Raw genomic sequence first — 18246 nt, forward strand, 5'->3', positions numbered from 1 at the left:
TGTGTTTTAACTTGTAATCAATGGAGTGATATTATGAGTTTACCTATCAATTTACTCATCACGACCCTGTTGATTTATGTCGTAGGTGCGTTTATTTCGCTCGCAGTGAGACGAAACGAACAACTTTCAATCAATATATCCGGCGTGACCGGTGTACTTGCTGGAGTGTTAGGTATTGTTGCCTGCATCCCCGTTCTGATCAGCAGCGACACAGTCGTTGATGTTTTCAAAACCCCATTTGAATTTGCCACGTTCTCCATCCGTATTGACGGATTGGCTGCGTTTATGGTGTGTGTCATTTCTTTATTAGTTATTGTGACCGCACTTTATTCTTTCTCTTATGTAAAAGAATACAAAGGTAAAGGCGCAGGTTCCATGGGCTTCTTTATGAATTTATTTATCGCTTCCATGGTTGCGTTAGTTACCAGCGATAATGCATTCTACTTCCTTGTATTCTTTGAAATGATGTCATTGGCATCTTATTTCTTAGTCCTTACCGAACAAGATGACAATGCCGTAAATGCAGGCTTGCTTTATTTCTTTATTGCGCATGCCGGTTCGGTATTAATTATGATCGCCTTCTTCATTTTCTACTGCTATGCCGGTAGTTTTGAATTTAGTGCATTCCGTCAAACCACTTTGCCGGCACCGCTTGCCTTTACTGCCTTTATTTTGGCATTTTTAGGTTTTGGCGCAAAAGCAGGTATGATTCCATTACACAGTTGGTTACCGAAAGCTCACCCGGCTGCACCTTCTCATGCATCCGCAATGATGTCTGGTGTGATGGTTAAAATCGGTATCTTCGGGATCATCAAAGTTGGTGTGGATCTTCTCGGTTCTACTAATGTTTGGTATGGCGTTATTGTACTTGCCTTTGGTGCGGTGTCTTCCGTGCTTGGCGTACTTTATGCCTTGGCAGAACATGACATCAAAAAACTCTTGGCTTATCACACAGTAGAAAATATCGGCATCATTATGATGGGTGTGGGCGTCGGTATGATTGGTATCGCGACACATCATCCCGTATTGGCTACTGTGGGCTTGCTTGGTGGGTTATATCACTTACTTAACCATGCCGTGTTCAAAGGCTTGTTATTCTTAGGTGCGGGTTCTGTGATGTATCGTTTGCATACTAAAGACATGGACTTAATGGGCGGCTTAGGCAAACTTATGCCTTACACTGCATTCTGTTTCTTAATCGGTACCATGGCGATTTCTGCATTGCCACCGTTTAATGGTTTTGTCAGTGAATGGTTTACTTATCAATCTTTATTCACCTTAAGCCAAAGTGATGATTTCGTCTTAAAACTTGCCGGTCCTATCGCCATCATTATGTTGGCATTGACTGGTGCGTTAGCGGCACTTTGTTTCGTGAAAGTGTACGGTATCAGCTTCGGTGGTGCACCACGTAGTGAAAAAGCAGCTAATGCACGCGAAGTACCAAAACCAATGGTGATTGCGATGGCTGTGTTAGCGTTATGCTGTGTGTTGTTAGGTGTGGGAGCATCAGTAGTGACCCCAATAATTGCGAAAATTTCGACCGCACTTGCTCATAGCGAACCGCTCATGTTGGCTCAAAATGGCGTAGTGGTTGCACAAGCTGAACCGCATACTGCACTTTCAACACCAATGGTGACTATCATGTTATTGGCATTTTTCTTCTTGCCATTTAGTTTCTATGCATTCACCAAAAATCAACGTTTATCCGATCGTGCAAAAGGCAATCCATGGGCTTGTGGTTATGCTTATGAACAAGATATGGCTGCCTCAGCGGGTAGTTTCACTCGTCCGTTACGTACGATTTTCAAATCGCTTTATACCTTGCGTGAAGTGTTGGATCCTGCACCTTTAGGTGATAAAGGCATCCAAGCGGTAATTAAAGGCGCAACAAAAGCTGAACCTTTCTGGGAAGAAAAAATGACGATGCCTATCGCTCGTTTTATTCCGTGGTTAGGAACAAAAATCCAATGGTTGCAACAAGGTGACTTCCGTGTGTACTGCGTGTACTTCGTGATTGCCTTGGTGGCAATACTACTTTCCATTGCGTTGATGTAGGAGGTTGAAGATGATTACGTTACCTTCAGAAATTGCAACATCTGCCGGAATGTTTGTTTTTGCCATCGTGCAAGCCTTGATTTTGCTTGCCCTTGCACCGTTATTTTCCGGTATTTCACGTATGATCCGAGCACGAATTCAATCTCGTCGCGGTCCGGGTGTGTTACAAGATTACCGCGATATTGCGAAATTAATGAAACGTCAAAACATTTGGCCTGACAATGCGGGTTGGGTTTCTAAAGTGATGCCTTATGTGCTAATCAGCACGGTGATGGTAGTCGCCATGAGCTTGCCTTTATTTACCCGTGTTGCACCGTTTGGCGCAGGCAGTGATTTAATCACCGTGATTTACCTATTCGCCTTGTTCCGTTTCTTCTTTTCAATTGCAGGTTTGGATTCAAACAGCACATTCTCAAGTTTAGGGGCAAGTCGTGAAGTCACATTAGGTGTCTTGGTAGAACCAATTCTCATGTTGGCATTCCTTGTGATTGCTTTAATTGCTGGTTCAACCAATTTTGCGGTTATCAGTAATGCTCTTTCCGATAATACTTGGCAATATCCAATTGCGACAGTGATTGCTATCGCTGCAGCATTCTTCGCCGTGTTTATTGAAATGGGTAAAATTCCATTCGACTTGGCAGAAGCAGAACAAGAATTACAAGAAGGTCCATTGACTGAATATTCTGGTCCAGCACTCGCCTTATTAAAAATCGGCTTAAGTTTAAAATCTATGGTTGTGGCATCTATCTTTGTGAGCGTGTTGCTTCCTTTCGGTATCCCGACAGAGATGAGCTTAAGTGCGGTCATTTTAGGTGGCATTTTATTCTTTGTGAAATTATTAGTGGTGTTCGTATTGGCTTGTGTCTTTGAAAACACACTTTCTCGTACCCGCTTTATGTTAACAGGACGTTTAACCGTGGTCGGCTTCGGCATTTCTGTGTTGGCGTTTGTATTTTACTTCACTGGGTTGTAAGGAGGACAAATATGGAACGTTTAGCTCTGATTACAATCATTTTACCTTTCGTAGGGGCGTTTATTGTTGGTTTGAACAAAAAACATTTTGCTCAAATTGCCACAGTATTTGCTGCGCTTGCTACGCTGGGAACCTTGTTAGTCGCAGGACAATGGTTTGCCGATGGTCATCAAAGCGTTACTTATGACATCGTCGCTTTTGATAAAACCGCGATCTTTGGTGTAACGCTTGATGCAGTCAGTACATTAATTGCCTTTGCCGTTGTGGCCTTAGGTTTCTTAATCTGCTTATATTCTTGTGGTTACTTAACCGATAAAAACCGTGAACACCCACATAATGGGTTACCACGTTTTTATGCATTCTTGCTTATTTTTATCGGTGCCATGTCTGGCTTAGTCTATTCCTCAACTTTAGCAGGACAATTATTGTTCTTCGAAATTACTGGGGGATGTTCTTGGGCATTAATCAGTTATTACCAAACACCAAAAGCTCAAGCAGCCGCAATGAAAGCCTTGATTATCACCCACGTGGGGGCAATTGGGTTATATATTGCCGCAGCCTATTTATTCAGCCAATCAGGTACTTTCTCTATCACTGCATTAGAGCATTTAGACCCGAGTGCGAAAACCATCGTGTTATTCGGTGTGATGTTTGCTGCGTGGGGTAAATCAGCACAATTACCAATGCAAATTTGGTTGCCGAATGCGATGGAAGCACCAACACCGGTGAGTGCGTATTTGCACGCCGCATCAATGGTTAAAGTTGGGGTGTATATCTTCGCTCGTTCTGTTATGTCTGCTGGTGAGATTCCACATATTGTGGGTGAAGTCGGCATCATCATGGCGATGATTACCTTAATTTACGGCTTCTTGATGTACTTGCCACAAACTGACTTAAAACGTTTATTGGCATATTCAACCATTACCCAACTTTCTTATATTTTCATTGGGATTTCTCTTGCTGCATTAGGCTCTAAATTGGCCTTTGTGGCAGCGATTAGCTACATCTTCAACCATGCTTTCGCGAAAAGCTTATTCTTCTTGGTTGCTGGTTCATTAAGTTATGCGACAGGAACCCGTTCAATGCCATTGTTACGAGGTATTATGCGTACAATGCCAGTGGTCGGTGCAGGATTTGGTGTTGCAGCATTAGCGATTGCCGGGGTGCCGCCGTTTAATGGATTCTTCAGTAAATATCCATTATTTGCGGCCGGATTTGAATTAGGTCATGAATATGGCTGGATTACTTGGTTAATGGTACTTGCTTTAGTTGAATCAACTGCGACATTCGTGTGGTTGTTGTATAAATTCGGACAATGTGTCATCGGTAAACCATCAGAAGCAGTTGCTGAAGCACAACCAATTACGTTTTCAATGAGTATCGTATTAGTGATTCTCATGGTAATGTCTGTATGCTCTAGCTTCATTGCTGCATATTGGCTAGGTTTGGCGGGTTAGGTTAAGGAGGACTCTATGTTAATGATAAATGGACTTGCGTGTTTACTCATTATTACCTCTCTTTGCGTAATTATGGTTCGAACCGCCAAAAAAGCTGCGTTATTTTACAGTTTGCAATCGTTGGTATTGGTATTGTTGTTTGTCTATCTTGCCAATGAAATGCAAGCCCATGAACTTTATATGTGGTCAATTAGCGCATTTATTACCAAAGTGGTTTTGGTGCCAGCGATTTTAATCTATGCGATGAAAAAAGTTGATGAAAGTCAAACTCCAGCTGGAATAAATGTCGCTTGGTTGATCCCGATCACAGCAGTGATAGTCACATTGTGCTACTTTGTTGTTGTCCCAATCGATTTGCCATTGGTTGCACATCTTAAACCGGCATTATCAGTGTCATTAAGTCACTTCTTATTAGGTTTAGTGTGCATTGTTAGCCAACGCAATATCGTAAAACAAGTATTCGGTTATTGTTTGATGGAAAACGGTTCTCATCTCACATTAGCCTTATTGGCAAATAAAGCACCTGAGTTAGTGGAAATCGGAATTGCCACTGATGCTATCTTTGCCGTCATCATAATGGTGGTGTTGGTAAACAAAATTTACCGTACATTCCATTCATTAGATGCAAAACAACTTATGAGTTTGAAGGGGTAACGCTATGTATGAACAATGGATAATCGCGTTATTAATCGCACCTTTAGCAATATCACTTGCCAGTTTCGCTTGTGGCGTGACAAAAGCACGGACAATTTGTACCGCACTTCATGTTACAGGTTTGATTTTGATGTTAGCATTTGCCTTACAAATTATTAATGGCGTGCTAACTCAGGGGGAAATCAGTGCATTAAATAACTGGGTTTACATCGACAGTCTATCTGCTATTTTCTTAGGTCTCATCGCTATTGTCGGAACATTAGCCGGTATTTATTCTATCGGCTACATTGGTACGGAATATCGTGAAGGGCATCTTGATTTTAAAACATACTGCAATTATTACGGCTTTTTGCATTTGTTTTTCTTCACCATGATTATTTCTGTGATCACCAATAATGTGATTTTGATGTGGGCAGCCATTGAAGCAACCACATTAAGTTCTGCATTCTTGGTCGGCACATACAAACAAAAAACCTCTCTTGAGGCTGCATGGAAATACATTATTATCTGTTCAGTTGGGGTGGCGTTTGGATTGTATGGCACGATTTTAACGTTCTCTAATGGAACAAATCTTTTAGCTGATCCAAGCCAAGCTATTTTCTGGACAGAAATCAATCAACAGGCAGCTGGTTTGAATCCAATGCTCATGTATCTTGCTTTTGCCTTTATTTTGGTTGGGTTTGGTACTAAATGCGGTCTATTTCCAATGCATACTTGGTTGTCTGATGCACACAGTGAGGCGCCAAGTCCAGTGAGTGCGATTCTATCAGCTGTATTATTGAATTGTGCCATGTTGGTGGTATTGCGTTATTACATCTTAGTTTCTAAAGCAGTTGGTTCTACATACCCGCAAACCTTATTGTTGGTATTTGGTTTACTCTCTGTATTAGTGGCGGCGTTGTTTATTATCGTCCAATTCGACATCAAACGTTTATTGGCATATTCCAGTATTGAAAACATGGGGTTAATTAGCTTTGCCTTTGGTTTAGGTGGCCCAATCGGTGTATTTGCGGGTTTATTACATACCATCAACCATAGTTTAGCGAAAACCTTGTTATTCTGTGCTTCAGGTAACATATTATTAAAATATAAAACCCGTGATATGAACCAAGTACGTGGTTTATGGCGTGTAGCACCAATGACGGCGGTGTTATTTGCCGGTGGTGCATTAGCACTAGGTGGTATCCCACCATTTAACGTGTTCGTCAGTGAATTCAGTATTGCTGTTGCCGGTATTTACGCAGGTAAAACTTGGTTAATGGTGTTCTGTTTAATTTTACTCACTATCGTGTTAGCGGGATTGTCTTTAATGGTATTAAAAACCGTATTAGGCAAACAACCGAATAATGTTGAAGTGGGGGATGTGAACAAAGTTTCACTCGTGGCGATGGCAATTTTACTGTTATTCATGTTTATTATGGGTATTCATATTGCCGAACCAATTTTGCAGTTATTAAAAAGTGCGGTCGGAATTGTACTCGGATCTGAACAAGTGTCTTTTGGTGAAATGTTAGTTTTACCTTGGCAAAGTTTAGCGCAATGATCGACAGGAGGGATAAATATATGGAATTAACTAAAAATACATCAGTCGATCCAGCCAAAATGATTGGCAAAAATTACATTGAAGCAGTCAATGCAAAATTTCCAAATACCATTTTGGATGAGGAGTGGTCAACACCAAATCAGGTTACTCTTACCATTAAAACCAATATGTTACCTGATGTTGTTGAATACCTTTATTATCAACATGAAGGTTGGTTACCTTTGGTATTCGGGAATGATGAGCGTTCAATTCATGGCAATTATGCAGTGTACTACGTGCTTTCCATGGAAGGGGAAGTGAAAACTTTTATCACCATTAAAGCTTTAGTTGATCCTGTGAGCCTAGAATTTCCGTCTGTGACACCAAAAGTCAAAGCGGCGGTTTGGGGCGAACGTGAATTATTCGATATGTATGGTTTGAAAGCCGTCGGGTTACCTGACCAACGCCGCTTAGTGTTGCCAGATGATTGGCCGGATGATCTTTATCCATTACGTAAAGACTCCATGGATTACCGTTTACGTCCCGATCCGACAACCGCAACAGAAACATACGAATTTATTAACGAAAAAGGCGAAGCACGTATCGTTCCACTTGGTCCGTTACATATCACTTCCGATGAACCTGGACACTTCCGTTTGTTCGTGGATGGGGAAGACATCATTGATGCGGATTATCGTTTGTTCTATGTACACCGTGGTATGGAAAAATTAGCAGAAACTCGCATGGATTACGACCAAGTTAACTTCCTGGCTGACCGTGTATGTGGGATTTGTGGTTTCACACATAGTGTGGCCTATGCCAATTCCGTCGAAAGTGCTTTAGGGATTCAAATTCCAAAACGCGCTGAATGGATTCGTGCGATTTTATTAGAAGTAGAACGTTTACATAGTCACTTATTAAACTTAGGTCTATCTAGCCACTTTACCGGCTTTGATACTGGCTTTATGCAATTCTTCCGCGTTCGTGAGAAATCTATGACCTTGGCAGAAGTGCTAACCGGTGCACGTAAAACCTATGGTATTAACCTTATCGGTGGTGTGCGTCGCGATATGTTGAAACATCAACGTGAGCAATGTATCAAACTTATCGGCGAAATGCGTGAAGAACTCAAAACCTTGACTGATATTTTATTAAATACACCGAATATGGAACAACGTACGGTAGGTGTCGGTGTATTGGCAAAAGATATCGCTCGTGACTTTAGTCCGGTTGGTCCAATGATTCGTGGTTCTGGCTTTGCTCGTGATGTGCGTAAAGTACATCCGTTCTCCGGTTATGGCGATGTTCCTTTCAATCTCTTCACTGAAGCCAATGGTGACGTATTATCCCGTGTGAAAGTGCGGATTAATGAAGTGTTTGAATCCATGAATATTATTGATTACATGGTGGATAACTTGCCAAGTGGTGAAATCTTAAAAGAAGGTTTCAATTATACGCCTGGACGTTTTGCTTTAGGGATTACCGAAGCACCACGTGGTGAGGATATTCACTGGTCAATGCTAGGCGACAACCAAAAACTTTTCCGTTGGCGTTGTCGTGCCGCGACTTATGCTAACTGGCCAACCTTGCGCTATATGTTGCGTGGCAATACAGTGTCTGATGCGCCACTTATTATTGGTAGTCTTGACCCTTGCTATTCTTGTACCGACCGTGTCACCGTGGTGGATGTGCGTAAACGCAAAGCGAAAACCGTAGATTATAAAGAGATTGAACGCTACGGTATTGAACGTAAAAATTCACCATTGAAATAGGGGAGGCGGAAAATGTTTAAATTACTAAAAACAGTATTTAAAGCAGGTGATGTCACCACCAAATATCCGTTCAAACCTTATGAAGTCGATGAGGATTTTAGAGGAAAACCGGAACTCAATTCTGATCAATGTATTGTTTGTGCGGCTTGTACCATTGCCTGTCCAGCTAATGCGTTGACCATGAGAACGGATCCGGTGACAGGCGACCGTACCTGGTCATTATTTCTTGGTCGTTGTATTTTCTGTGGTCGTTGTGAAGAAGTTTGCCCAACTAAGGCGATTCGCTTATCACAAGATTTTGAACTCTCAGTGACCAATAAACAGGATCTTTTCCAAGAAACAACCTTTGCTACAGTAACTTGTCAGGAATGTGGTAAACCGTTTATTTCTTATAAAGAATTGAATTACACCATTGATTTATTCAAACAAACTTTAGATAAACCTGAATTAGTGAAACAAAAATTGGCAGAGTTGCATACTTGTCCGGTTTGTAAACGTCAGCACAGCTTAGAAAAAACCGCGAATATGGAATCCAATATGCGGATGAAATTAATCGACTTTAAAGAGCCGGTTCGCTTGAATTTCAAAAATGCGCTCGAGCAACGAGAACAAAGTGCGGTTGATTTACCTAACGTTTTAGCAGGAGGCGAAAGACGATGAACACACAAATTCCAATGCCGGTCAATGGCATATCAACACCGTTTAGTATTGATGAAAATATTGCCAAAATGAAACAAACGTTGCTGAAAGATATTCAACGTTCAGCTTACGTTTATCGTGTGGACTGCGGCGGTTGTAATGGGTGTGAAATCGAAATTTTCAGTACCATTACGCCAACATTCGATGCAGAACGTTTTGGTATTAAAGTGGTAGCCTCACCTCGTCATGCGGACATTTTATTGTTCACCGGTGCGGTTACCCGTGCGATGCGTACGCCAGCAATGCGTGCTTACCAAGCTGCACCGGATCCTAAAATCTGTATTTCTTACGGTGCTTGCGGTTGTGGCGGCGGTATTTTCCACGATCTCTATTGTGTTTGGGGCGGTAGTGATCAAATTGTACCAATTGATGTGTATATCCCTGGCTGTCCTCCAACCCCTGCAGCGACAATTTATGGATTCGCGGTAGCACTTGGTTTGCTTGATCAAAAGCTCAAAGGTAAACAAGAAAAAGCTGATCCTAACGCAGAAGCTAAATTACGTTTCCCAACCATTCCGTTGGATTTGCGTATTAGTCTTGAACGAGAAGCTCGTCGTCTAGCCGGTTATCGTCAAGGTGGCAACATTGCTAACCAATTTATGGCAATGATGGCCGAAGATGATAAGGTGCCATTCGGTGTACGTTTAGGTGAATACCTAGAACGCGAAGCCGATCCGCGTTTAAGCGAAATCGTCAATCGTTTGCATGCGATTAGTATGCCGTTTTCGGGATAATTAATTACGGGGCAAGTGATTGCCCCTATAAAAATGGGAATGTTATGACAACAAAAGTCTTTTTCTATTTATTAAACGAACGTTTCGTCGAAAACGATGAACAAGTGCCAGAGCAAGCAAAACAGGTAATGTATTACTCTTTGGCGATTGGTCACCATGTTGGCGTGATAGATTGTTTTAAAAAGTTACTAATTTGCGATTACGACGATTATCAACGTTTTGTAGAGAGCTTTCCAGAAGGGGATGCTAAACGCAAATTTGCCGGCTTAATGCGATTTGGTGAAATTGTGATTGACTCCAGCCATGTCAATTTATTGGCGAAAGCAATGGATGAGAACAAAGCCAATTTTGCCCCAGAACATCAAGAGTGGGTCGAAATTCTAATGGATACGTTAGCGTCGATTCAGCGTGAACCTGTGATGTATATTATGGTGAAACGTCGTGACGAATAATGTGATCTTAACGGTTGGCAACAGTATGATGGGGGATGACGGTGCGGGTCCTTATCTCTATCAGCTATTGAATGAAAATCCATTGCCAAATTGGACCGCACTTGACGGTGGCTCAGCACCGGAAAATGTTGCACATATTGTGCGAAACATGAAACCCGATTTGCTTTTAATTTTCGATGCGGCTGATATGGAATTAGCGCCGGGCAAAATCCGAATCATTGAAAAAGAGAGCATTGCTGAAATGTTTTTCATGAGTACGCATAATATGCCGCTCAATTACCTCATTGAACAACTGGAACAAGATATTAAACAAATTGTTTTCGTGGGGCTTCAACCCGATCTGGTTTCCTTTGGTTTTCCGATGACAGAAAGCGTAAAAGAGTCTGTGCAATTTATGTATGATTTTTTAAAAGAGGGAAGATCGCTTGAAGATATTCCTGTTTTGTAAAAAAGTGAGGGTGATTTTCTAAACATATTTAAAAATATTACGAAAACCTGTTTTATATCAATAAATCCATGTTTTTTGTAAGACTATGAACTGATTTTGGGTGTAATATATACCCAGAATTAATTATTCTAATTCTATCTCTAACCTCGTGTTGTACTAAAATAAGGACGTTACTATGGCTATTAAAAAAGTAATTACCGTATGTCCGTATTGTGCCTCAGGTTGTAAAATCCATCTTTTGGTGGAAAACAACAAAATTGTGGGAGCTGAAGGTGCAAACGGCAAGACAAACGAAGGGGAGTTATGCCTAAAAGGATATTATGGCTGGGATTTTGTGCATGATACAAAAATCCTGACTCCTCGCCTAACTCAACCGATGATCCGCTACAAACGTGGCGAACCATTCACACCAGTGAGCTGGGAAGAAGCGATTTCTTACACAGCAAGACGTCTCAGTGAAATCAAAGAAAAGTACGGTAACGAATCGATTATGGTAACGGGTTCTTCCCGTGGACCAGGTAACGAAGTGAACTTCGTTATGCAAAAATTCGCCCGTGCGGTATTAGGAAATAACAACATTGACTGTTGTGCGCGCGTGTGACACGGCCCTTCTGTAACAGGTCTGCTCAAATCGGTCGGTAACGGCGCAATGTCCAACTCAATTGTTGAGATTGAAGATACCAAATGCGTATTCATTTTTGGCTATAATGCCTCCACTTCACACCCTATTGTGGCGCGTCGGATTAACCACGCCAAAGCAAAAGGGGCGAAAATCATTGTTTGTGACCCTCGTAAAATCGAAACAGCCCGTATTGCGGATATTTATGCACCGCTTGCTAACGGGTCTAACGTCGCATTCTTGAATGCGATGATGAATGTGATTTTAGAAGAAGGATTACAAGATCAAAAATTTATTGATGAACACACCGAAAACTTCGATGCGTTCTATGAAACCGTGAAAGCTTATACACCGGAATCCACTCAACACATCACCGGTATTGAACCTGAAATGTTGCGTGAAATTGCCCGCACTTATGCAAAAGCGGAAACTGCTACTATCTTATGGGGTATGGGCGTTTGCCAATTCCGTCAAGGTGTAGAAACCGTACGTGCATTAGCAAGCTTGGCAATGCTTACCGGTAACTTAGGTAAACCAAATGTTGGGGTGAACCCAGTACGTGGTCAAAACAACGTACAGGGCGCATGCGATATGGGTGCGTTATTCAACACATTACCAGGCTATCAAAGTTTTGCTGACCCAGAAATTAATGCAAAATTTGCGAAAGCTTGGGGCGTACCGTCTATTCCAAGCAAACCAGGTGTACCGTTGAGTGAAGTACCTGAAGCGATCATGGAAGATAAAATTAAAGCATTCTATATCATGGGTGAAGATACATTACAAACTGAGCCTGATATTAATGCTGTTAAAAAAGCCTTCGAGAAAGTTGAGCTTCTTATCGTTCAAGATATTTTCATGACTCAAACAGCCGCAGAAGCAGATATTTTATTACCTGCGACTTCTTGTGCTGAACATGAAGGTGTATATAGTGCTGCTGACCGTGGTTTCCAACGTTTCTATAAAGCCGTTGAACCAACCGGCAACGTCAAGGATGACTGGGTAATCATTAGCGAACTTGCTACAGCAATGGGCTACCCAATGCACTATAACAATACCAAAGAAATTTGGGATGAACTTCGTTCGCTTTGTCCAATTTATAAAGGGGCAACTTACGAAAAAATGGAAGGCTTGGGTTATATTCAATGGCCATGTACTGATGAAGGCCCTGAAGATCAAGGCACAACATACTTGTATAAAGGCCAAATCTTCGACCGTCCGAACGGCAAAGCTGAGTTCTTCGCCTGTGACTGGGAGCCACCGATGGAAGATCTTTCTGAAGAGTTCCCATTGGTACTTTCTACCGTGCGTGAAGTGGGTCACTATTCCTGCCGTTCAATGACCGGTAACTGCCGAGCTCTTGCTGCACTTGCGGATGAGCCGGGATTCGTACAAATGAACGATCAAGATGCCAAAGAATTGGGCATTAAAAACAACGACTTGGTTTGGATTGCCTCATCACGTGGTAAAGTTATTTCTCGCGCAGATGTGAGCACTCGTACTAACAAAGGCGCTTGTTATATGACCTATCAATGGTGGATCGGTAAATGTAACGAATTAACCGCTGAACATTTGAACCCGGGTTCTAGAACGCCGGAATACAAATATAGCGCGGTTCGTATTGATAAAATCGAAGACCAAGCCTGGGCTGAACGCTATGTGGTAACTGAATACGCGAAATTAAAAAATCGCTTAAAAGAAACCGCACTTGTGGCTTGATTAGCGTCATAAATGAATGACGGGCGAACTTAAATGGTTCGCCCGTTTTTTATTGAATTATTTCCTTACGCATTATGAATGCATTTAGCCATCATTATCTGTAGCTAAAGATAAACAGGAATCCGCAAGTGTTTCACTAAAGCGTAAATCATGTGAAGCAATAAGCATTGGCAACTGTAATTCGCGTAAAAGTGCGGTCAGTTTGGCGATATTTTTTACATCGAGTCCATTAGTTGGTTCATCTAATAATAATACTTTGGGTTGCATCGCCAGTACGCCGGCTAGCGCAGTAAAATTCTGTTCACCACCAGATAAGGTATTCACAGAACGATCTTTTAATCCAACAATATTTAGACGTTCCAACTGTTGTAATGCAATTTGATAGGCTTCATCTCTGTTCAATCCTTGATTGAGAGGACCAAAGGCCACATCATCAAGTACAGTTGGGCCGAAAAGTTGATCGCCAGCATGCTGGAAACAGATGCCTATTTTTCCACGCAATGGTACAAAATCCTTTTCTTGTCGACATACATTACCGAACCAGCGAATTTCTCCTTGTTGGTAAAGTATAAAACCTAATAGGCAATGTAATAGGGTGGATTTTCCACAACCAATATCACCTTGTAAAAAAAGACGATGGCCTTCAGGGAGTTCAAAAGAAAGGTTATCAATAATCACACGCTGCTCGCGCATGATTTGTAATTGTTTGACTTCGAGGACGTTCATCAAGATTTATCCTGTGTTTTTTTCACATCATGCAGCTGAAAGCCACGAGCTTTTAGCGCCATTTCTGTTTTTTCCGCTTTAACGAGGGCATGAATTAATAATAATGCCACACGCTGCGCCGCGATAAATAAGGTTCTGCCATTAAGTTTTGGCTGGTAGCCACGTGCTCGCATTGCCATATCCATCTTTTTATGTACTTCACTGAACACTGAAATATAGCGAACAGTGAGAACAAAGAGATGAAGTAGTTTTTCAGGTAATGGCAAACGGCACAATGCCTGCAATAAAAGGCTCTCGTTCATATCCATTAACAAGAGTCGGGTTAAACTTAAAATCAAATTAAAACGTAGCGTGATGAGCAGTGCGAGCTGAATACCCATAGGATTTAATACTAAACCTTGCTCGGTGATTTTCCAGCTTAAGGTTAACCAAACGAGTAGCGTAAAGAGATTTAGTTTAAGCCAATATTTGAAATAACTGACAAGGGATTTTCGATAGCATATTAGCGCAATAAGTAATCCGCCGAATACGATTAGATTAAGGATAATAAGCGCTGAACCATGTGTCATTGTGCTGACGATAAGTCCACACAAAAACACATAAATCAATCGTAAGTGCGGTTGAAAAATAGCAAGGAAATTCATTTCACCACACTGAGCGCTGTTGGATACATTTTGTTTAACAATAAGACCACACCGACACTGACGATACTGTCGATAATAAATACGGGGATATGTGATATCACCAGAAGCATGATCAGATCGCTATAGGCTTTACCTCCATCCAATGCTAAGACTAGAGAGGCGAGCAAGGCTGAACCGCCAACACCGATTACACCAGCTCCAATTCCTGCTGTAATTTGAGTACGACGGGAATTGTCATGCTCAAGTCTTTTTGCAAATAGCCAATGTACAAGAAGAGCAGGTAATGCCATTATGCATAAATTGACACCTAATACGGCAAATCCACCAAAGGAAAAGAGCAGGGCTTGTAGGACTAATGCGATTAAAAAAGCAGGGAAAACAGCCCAGCCAAGAAACAGGCCGGCCATGCCGTTTAAGATGAGATGCACGCTACCAATGCCTACCGGTACATGAATGGTGCCAGCAACAAAAAAAGCAGCAGCAAACAATGCTGTTAGCGGCAATTGCTGCGAATTGAGTCGTTTAAGACCAATCATTACGCAGACTAATGCGACAGCTGCACCACCAAGCAATACGGGTGTATGCAACACACCTTCCGATAAATGCATATTATCTTTCCTTAGATTGCGACGCACGCGTCATTTTTGAGGCTCTAATCAATGCCCATAAGCCAAAAATACCAACAATATAGCCGATACCGCCAATAATATCGTGCAGGTAAATTTTGTCTTTTAATTTAGAAATATCTTCGCGGACCAACATCAATGCATTGTCACTGTTATTAGTGGTTTGCGCAGATACTCTGTTGGCAACAATTGAGGCTCGATGTCCTTCTTCACCTTCTATCACTACTTTAATGGCACCTTCGGCAGTGGTATTGATCGGATAGGCAAATTGCCCATCGCGATCCGTTTTACCTTCCAATAGAGGGGAGTCCTGACCAGCTTGCAAAATCTCCATATAGGTTTCTGCCGCTGGGGTCATATCGGAATAATAGGCTTTGCCGGAAACTGTGCGTCCATCATATTGTGCAAAAACATGCAAACTATGAGCCAATGCTGATGGTGCGCACAGCCAGGTGAAAAGTGCGGTTAAAAATACAACTCTTTTCATTATTTCGCGTCAAAAGTTAGCATATATTCAACACTACGTTTGTTATAGTCAGGGTTGTCTTTAACCGGCTCGTCAAATTCAGCCCAGACTTTGTTATAGCCCGCTTTAGGGGTGAATTGTGCAATACCTTTTTCATTGGTTAAGTTGAATGGGTGATCTTCGCCTAAACCCACTTTGATGCCTTGCACCGGTTTACCTTTTACTAACACAAGAATATCGAGTGGTTGTCCCGCTTTCGGTTCACTTTGTGGGATCAATTCATAATCCATGTTGTGTGATTTATTTGCTTGCGCATCCCAGTGTAAAATCGCTTTGCCGAATTTGACTGGGTTAACACTGAGTACAGCTTCAGGTGCTTGCTGTTTGGTTTTCTCGACATATTTACCGCTTGGCAATTTTGACCAAACGCCATTATCAAAGCGAATAAATGCGATGGCAGCATCAGGTGCAGCAAAGTGTGCTTCGCCTTCTTTAAAGTTTACTGTGGCATTTTGCAATTGGCCTTTAGCATCAAGTAGGCGTACCGCTTTTAATTTACTTTGAGGATAGGTTTCGGTTTCCTCATGACCAAATTTAACTACATATTGCCCTTTTACATCCTTAACGGGCTCCAACCAAACATTATGTGCATTAGCGAGTGAAGTACCGAATAGTGCAGTGATAAGTAATGCTGTTTTTTTCATGGAAGTTCTCCTTTTCTAACATGTGAATACTGTGATAAAGTATAAAATATGAAGTAACTTCAGAGTCAAGTGTAATTTTAAAAAAATGAAAATTGGTCAGCTAGCCAACATTGTTGGCTGTACGGTGGAAGCCGTACGTTTCTATGAAAAACAAGGATTGATCGAACCCGCCAAGCGGACAAGTGGTAATTTTCGCGTTTATACGGAAGAGCATTTGAAACAACTTTCTTTTATTTGTTATTGCCGCAGTTTGGATATTTCACTAAAAGAAATCAAAATGTTGCTGAATCCGCAATGTGCCACTCAAGAGCAAGAAAGAGAAATCAATGAGCTGTTAGATCGACATATTCGAGAAGTATCAAAACGGATCCATGAATTAGCTCACTTACGAATTCGCTTAATTCAGCTCAAAGGTAAATGTAGCCATTTTGAGCAAAACAATGATTTAATGAATACTTTATTGCAGCACAGTGGCATTAATTTTGTGCCGCTAAAATGATTTCTTGTACGAGTACCAGTAAAAATTTTTCAAACAACGTTTAAATATCGAACAACGAAACACAGAAATGCTGAAAATAAACATCAAAAAAGAGTAAAATTGGAACAGACTGCTTTTTTATTTTAAGGAGAAAATCATGCATGAGATGTCTCTCTGTCAGAATATTATGGACATTATTGATCAACAACAGAAAAAGCATGAAATCCATGAAGTGACAGATATTTGGCTAGAAATTGGGGCGCTGTCTTGTGTCGAGCAAAGTGCGGTAGAATTTTGCTTTGAAATTATGCGCAAAGATACCGTTGCTGAAAACTGTCAGTTACATTTTATTCATTTACCTGCGATTGCATGGTGCTGGCAATGTCAAAAGGAAGTTGAGATTGAAGCCTATCAAGATTGCTGTCCACATTGTCACAGTGCATGTTTACAACGTCGAAGTGGCACCGAATTTAGAGTGAAAGAAATTGCCGTAAAATAGCAAGACGTCTAAATTGGCAAATTTAACCTGATCTTTTGGATATAAAATACGCTAACTACTTGATAGTATGTATTTATCTCTCTTCAAAGAATATATTTAAGATAGAGAATATGGTATTCTAACGCATGTGAATTACCATAGATTCTAAGTATTTACAGAATAAACGAAACATTATTGAGGTGACTTATGTGTACAACCTGTGGCTGTGGCCATCCAGACCAAGTCAGAATCGGAGAATTACCGCATGTTCATAATGATTCCAATGCGCAACATGCAACAAAACTACCTAATTTTTCTCACTCCTCCTTCCGCATGCCAGACTCTCCACAACAAGAAGAAACCCAGCAACGGTTACTGAAAGTAGAACAAGATATTCTTGGTGCAAACAATCAATTAGCCGATATGAATCGTCGCTTTTTTGCCAATCAACACATTTTGGCACTTAATCTTGTTTCAAGTCCAGGTTCAGGCAAAACAACCTTGTTGACGACCACGCTAAACGCATTAAAAAATGACTATCCTTGTTATGTGATCGAAGGGGATCAACAAACAGAAAATGATGCGGATCGTATTCGTCAAACAGGTGTGCCAGCGATTCAAGTTAATACAGGCAAAGGTTGTCACTTAGATGCACAAATGATAGGTAATGCATTGGTGAAATTGCAGCCACAGGAAAATAGCCTGATGTTTATTGAAAATGTCGGAAATCTAGTTTGTCCGTCAGAATTTGATTTAGGTGAGCATGCCAAAGTGGTGATCTTATCTGTAACGGAAGGCGAAGATAAACCGCTAAAATATCCACATATGTTTGCAGCCTCTAAATTAATGATTTTAAATAAAGTGGATTTATTGCCGTACTTAAATTTCGATGTGGAAAAATGTATTGCTTATGCGAAACAAGTGAATCCAACAATTGAGGTTATCCAGTTGTCTTCTCAAAGTGGAGAAGGGTTACAGCAATGGCTAGACTGGTTAAAAGCGCAAGAACGATAGGAGCATCAA

Annotated in this window: 19 protein-coding genes; 14 read left to right on the forward strand and 5 right to left on the reverse strand. The window is 41.3% G+C overall.

All coding sequences use genetic code 11. The annotated features are described in order from the left end of the window. Positions 1–33 precede the first annotated feature (33 nt). The 11 genes from hyfB to fdhF all read left to right on the forward strand — a co-directional run bounded on the left by hyfB (position 34) and on the right by fdhF (position 13101). The gene (gene hyfB, locus INP93_RS06820) at positions 34–2055 is read left to right on the forward strand and encodes a hydrogenase 4 subunit B (protein ID WP_197543185.1); all 2022 of its coding nucleotides are present in this window, start codon (positions 34–36) and stop codon (positions 2053–2055) included. A gap of 10 nt (positions 2056–2065) precedes the next feature. Then, positions 2066–3028 carry a respiratory chain complex I subunit 1 family protein gene (locus tag INP93_RS06825; RefSeq protein ID WP_197544488.1) on the forward strand — a complete coding sequence of 321 codons (963 nt, stop codon included), beginning with the start codon at positions 2066–2068 and terminating at the stop codon, positions 3026–3028. Positions 3029–3039: 11 nt separating this feature from the next. Continuing rightward, entirely contained in the window at positions 3040–4485 is a 1446-nt protein-coding gene (locus tag INP93_RS06830; protein ID WP_197544489.1) for a hydrogenase 4 subunit D, read from the forward strand. A 15-nt stretch (positions 4486–4500) separates the two neighbouring features. Further along, the gene (hyfE, locus tag INP93_RS06835) at positions 4501–5139 is read left to right on the forward strand and encodes a hydrogenase 4 membrane subunit (RefSeq protein WP_005697594.1); all 639 of its coding nucleotides are present in this window, start codon (positions 4501–4503) and stop codon (positions 5137–5139) included. A 4-nt stretch (positions 5140–5143) separates the two neighbouring features. Then, positions 5144–6682: a hydrogenase 4 subunit F gene (locus INP93_RS06840; protein WP_070583125.1), complete on the forward strand. Its 1539-nt coding sequence runs from the start codon at positions 5144–5146 to the stop codon at positions 6680–6682. A 20-nt stretch (positions 6683–6702) separates the two neighbouring features. Continuing rightward, a complete protein-coding gene (locus INP93_RS06845; protein WP_111387854.1) occupies positions 6703–8433 on the forward strand; it encodes a hydrogenase large subunit in 1731 nt (576 codons plus the stop codon). Positions 8434–8445: 12 nt separating this feature from the next. Then, on the forward strand, positions 8446–9093 hold the full coding sequence (locus INP93_RS06850) for a formate hydrogenlyase complex iron-sulfur subunit (RefSeq protein WP_193451656.1): 648 nt from the start codon (positions 8446–8448) through the stop codon (positions 9091–9093). Next, positions 9090–9866 carry an NADH-quinone oxidoreductase subunit B family protein gene (locus tag INP93_RS06855; RefSeq protein WP_197544490.1) on the forward strand — a complete coding sequence of 259 codons (777 nt, stop codon included), beginning with the start codon at positions 9090–9092 and terminating at the stop codon, positions 9864–9866. The genes INP93_RS06850 and INP93_RS06855 overlap by 4 nt, the downstream gene beginning before the upstream one ends. 44 nt (positions 9867–9910) lie before the next feature. Next, positions 9911–10318, forward strand: coding sequence for a formate hydrogenlyase maturation HycH family protein (locus INP93_RS06860; RefSeq protein WP_197544491.1), 408 nt, complete (start codon positions 9911–9913; stop codon positions 10316–10318). Between the two features lie 25 nt (positions 10319–10343). Beyond that, on the forward strand, positions 10344–10766 hold the full coding sequence (hycI, locus tag INP93_RS06865) for a hydrogenase maturation peptidase HycI (RefSeq protein ID WP_232087621.1): 423 nt from the start codon (positions 10344–10346) through the stop codon (positions 10764–10766). Positions 10767–10941: 175 nt separating this feature from the next. Next, positions 10942–13101 carry a formate dehydrogenase subunit alpha gene (gene fdhF / locus INP93_RS06875; protein ID WP_231844663.1) on the forward strand — a complete coding sequence of 720 codons (2160 nt, stop codon included), beginning with the start codon at positions 10942–10944 and terminating at the stop codon, positions 13099–13101. A gap of 84 nt (positions 13102–13185) precedes the next feature. Here fdhF and INP93_RS06880 read toward each other — a convergent pair whose 3' ends face one another. Genes INP93_RS06880 through INP93_RS06900 form a run of 5 tightly spaced genes read right to left on the reverse strand, consistent with a single transcriptional unit; the run spans position 13186 to position 16267 of the window. After that, positions 13186–13827 carry an energy-coupling factor ABC transporter ATP-binding protein gene (locus INP93_RS06880; RefSeq protein ID WP_193451696.1) on the reverse strand — a complete coding sequence of 214 codons (642 nt, stop codon included), beginning with the start codon at positions 13825–13827 and terminating at the stop codon, positions 13186–13188. Next, on the reverse strand, positions 13827–14471 hold the full coding sequence (locus INP93_RS06885) for an energy-coupling factor transporter transmembrane component T family protein (RefSeq protein ID WP_193451655.1): 645 nt from the start codon (positions 14469–14471) through the stop codon (positions 13827–13829). The genes INP93_RS06880 and INP93_RS06885 overlap by 1 nt, the downstream gene beginning before the upstream one ends. Further along, a complete protein-coding gene (gene cbiM, locus INP93_RS06890; RefSeq protein ID WP_178164579.1) occupies positions 14468–15079 on the reverse strand; it encodes a cobalt transporter CbiM in 612 nt (203 codons plus the stop codon). Before cbiM ends, INP93_RS06885 begins: the two co-directional genes overlap by 4 nt. A 1-nt stretch (position 15080) precedes the next feature. After that, on the reverse strand, positions 15081–15584 hold the full coding sequence (locus INP93_RS06895; RefSeq protein WP_049365596.1) for an HI_1622 family ECF transport-associated protein: 504 nt from the start codon (positions 15582–15584) through the stop codon (positions 15081–15083). After that, positions 15584–16267, reverse strand: coding sequence for a DUF4198 domain-containing protein (locus INP93_RS06900; RefSeq protein ID WP_197542116.1), 684 nt, complete (start codon positions 16265–16267; stop codon positions 15584–15586). The genes INP93_RS06895 and INP93_RS06900 overlap by 1 nt, the downstream gene beginning before the upstream one ends. A gap of 85 nt (positions 16268–16352) precedes the next feature. Here INP93_RS06900 and INP93_RS06905 point away from each other — a divergent pair, with 85 nt between their 5' ends. The 3 genes from INP93_RS06905 to hypB all read left to right on the forward strand — a co-directional run bounded on the left by INP93_RS06905 (position 16353) and on the right by hypB (position 18237). Further along, positions 16353–16766 (forward strand): MerR family transcriptional regulator, encoded by a 414-nt coding sequence (locus INP93_RS06905; protein WP_049357439.1) that lies wholly within the window; start codon positions 16353–16355, stop codon positions 16764–16766. A gap of 136 nt (positions 16767–16902) precedes the next feature. Continuing rightward, complete coding sequence (gene hypA, locus INP93_RS06910) at positions 16903–17244, forward strand: hydrogenase maturation nickel metallochaperone HypA (RefSeq protein WP_197542115.1); 342 nt, start codon at positions 16903–16905, stop codon at positions 17242–17244. A gap of 186 nt (positions 17245–17430) precedes the next feature. Beyond that, the gene (hypB, locus tag INP93_RS06915; protein WP_005696252.1) at positions 17431–18237 is read left to right on the forward strand and encodes a hydrogenase nickel incorporation protein HypB; all 807 of its coding nucleotides are present in this window, start codon (positions 17431–17433) and stop codon (positions 18235–18237) included. Positions 18238–18246 lie beyond the last annotated feature (9 nt).

It is taken from the genome of Haemophilus parainfluenzae, assembly GCF_014931415.1.
Taxonomy (GTDB): domain Bacteria; phylum Pseudomonadota; class Gammaproteobacteria; order Enterobacterales; family Pasteurellaceae; genus Haemophilus_D; species Haemophilus_D parainfluenzae_AF.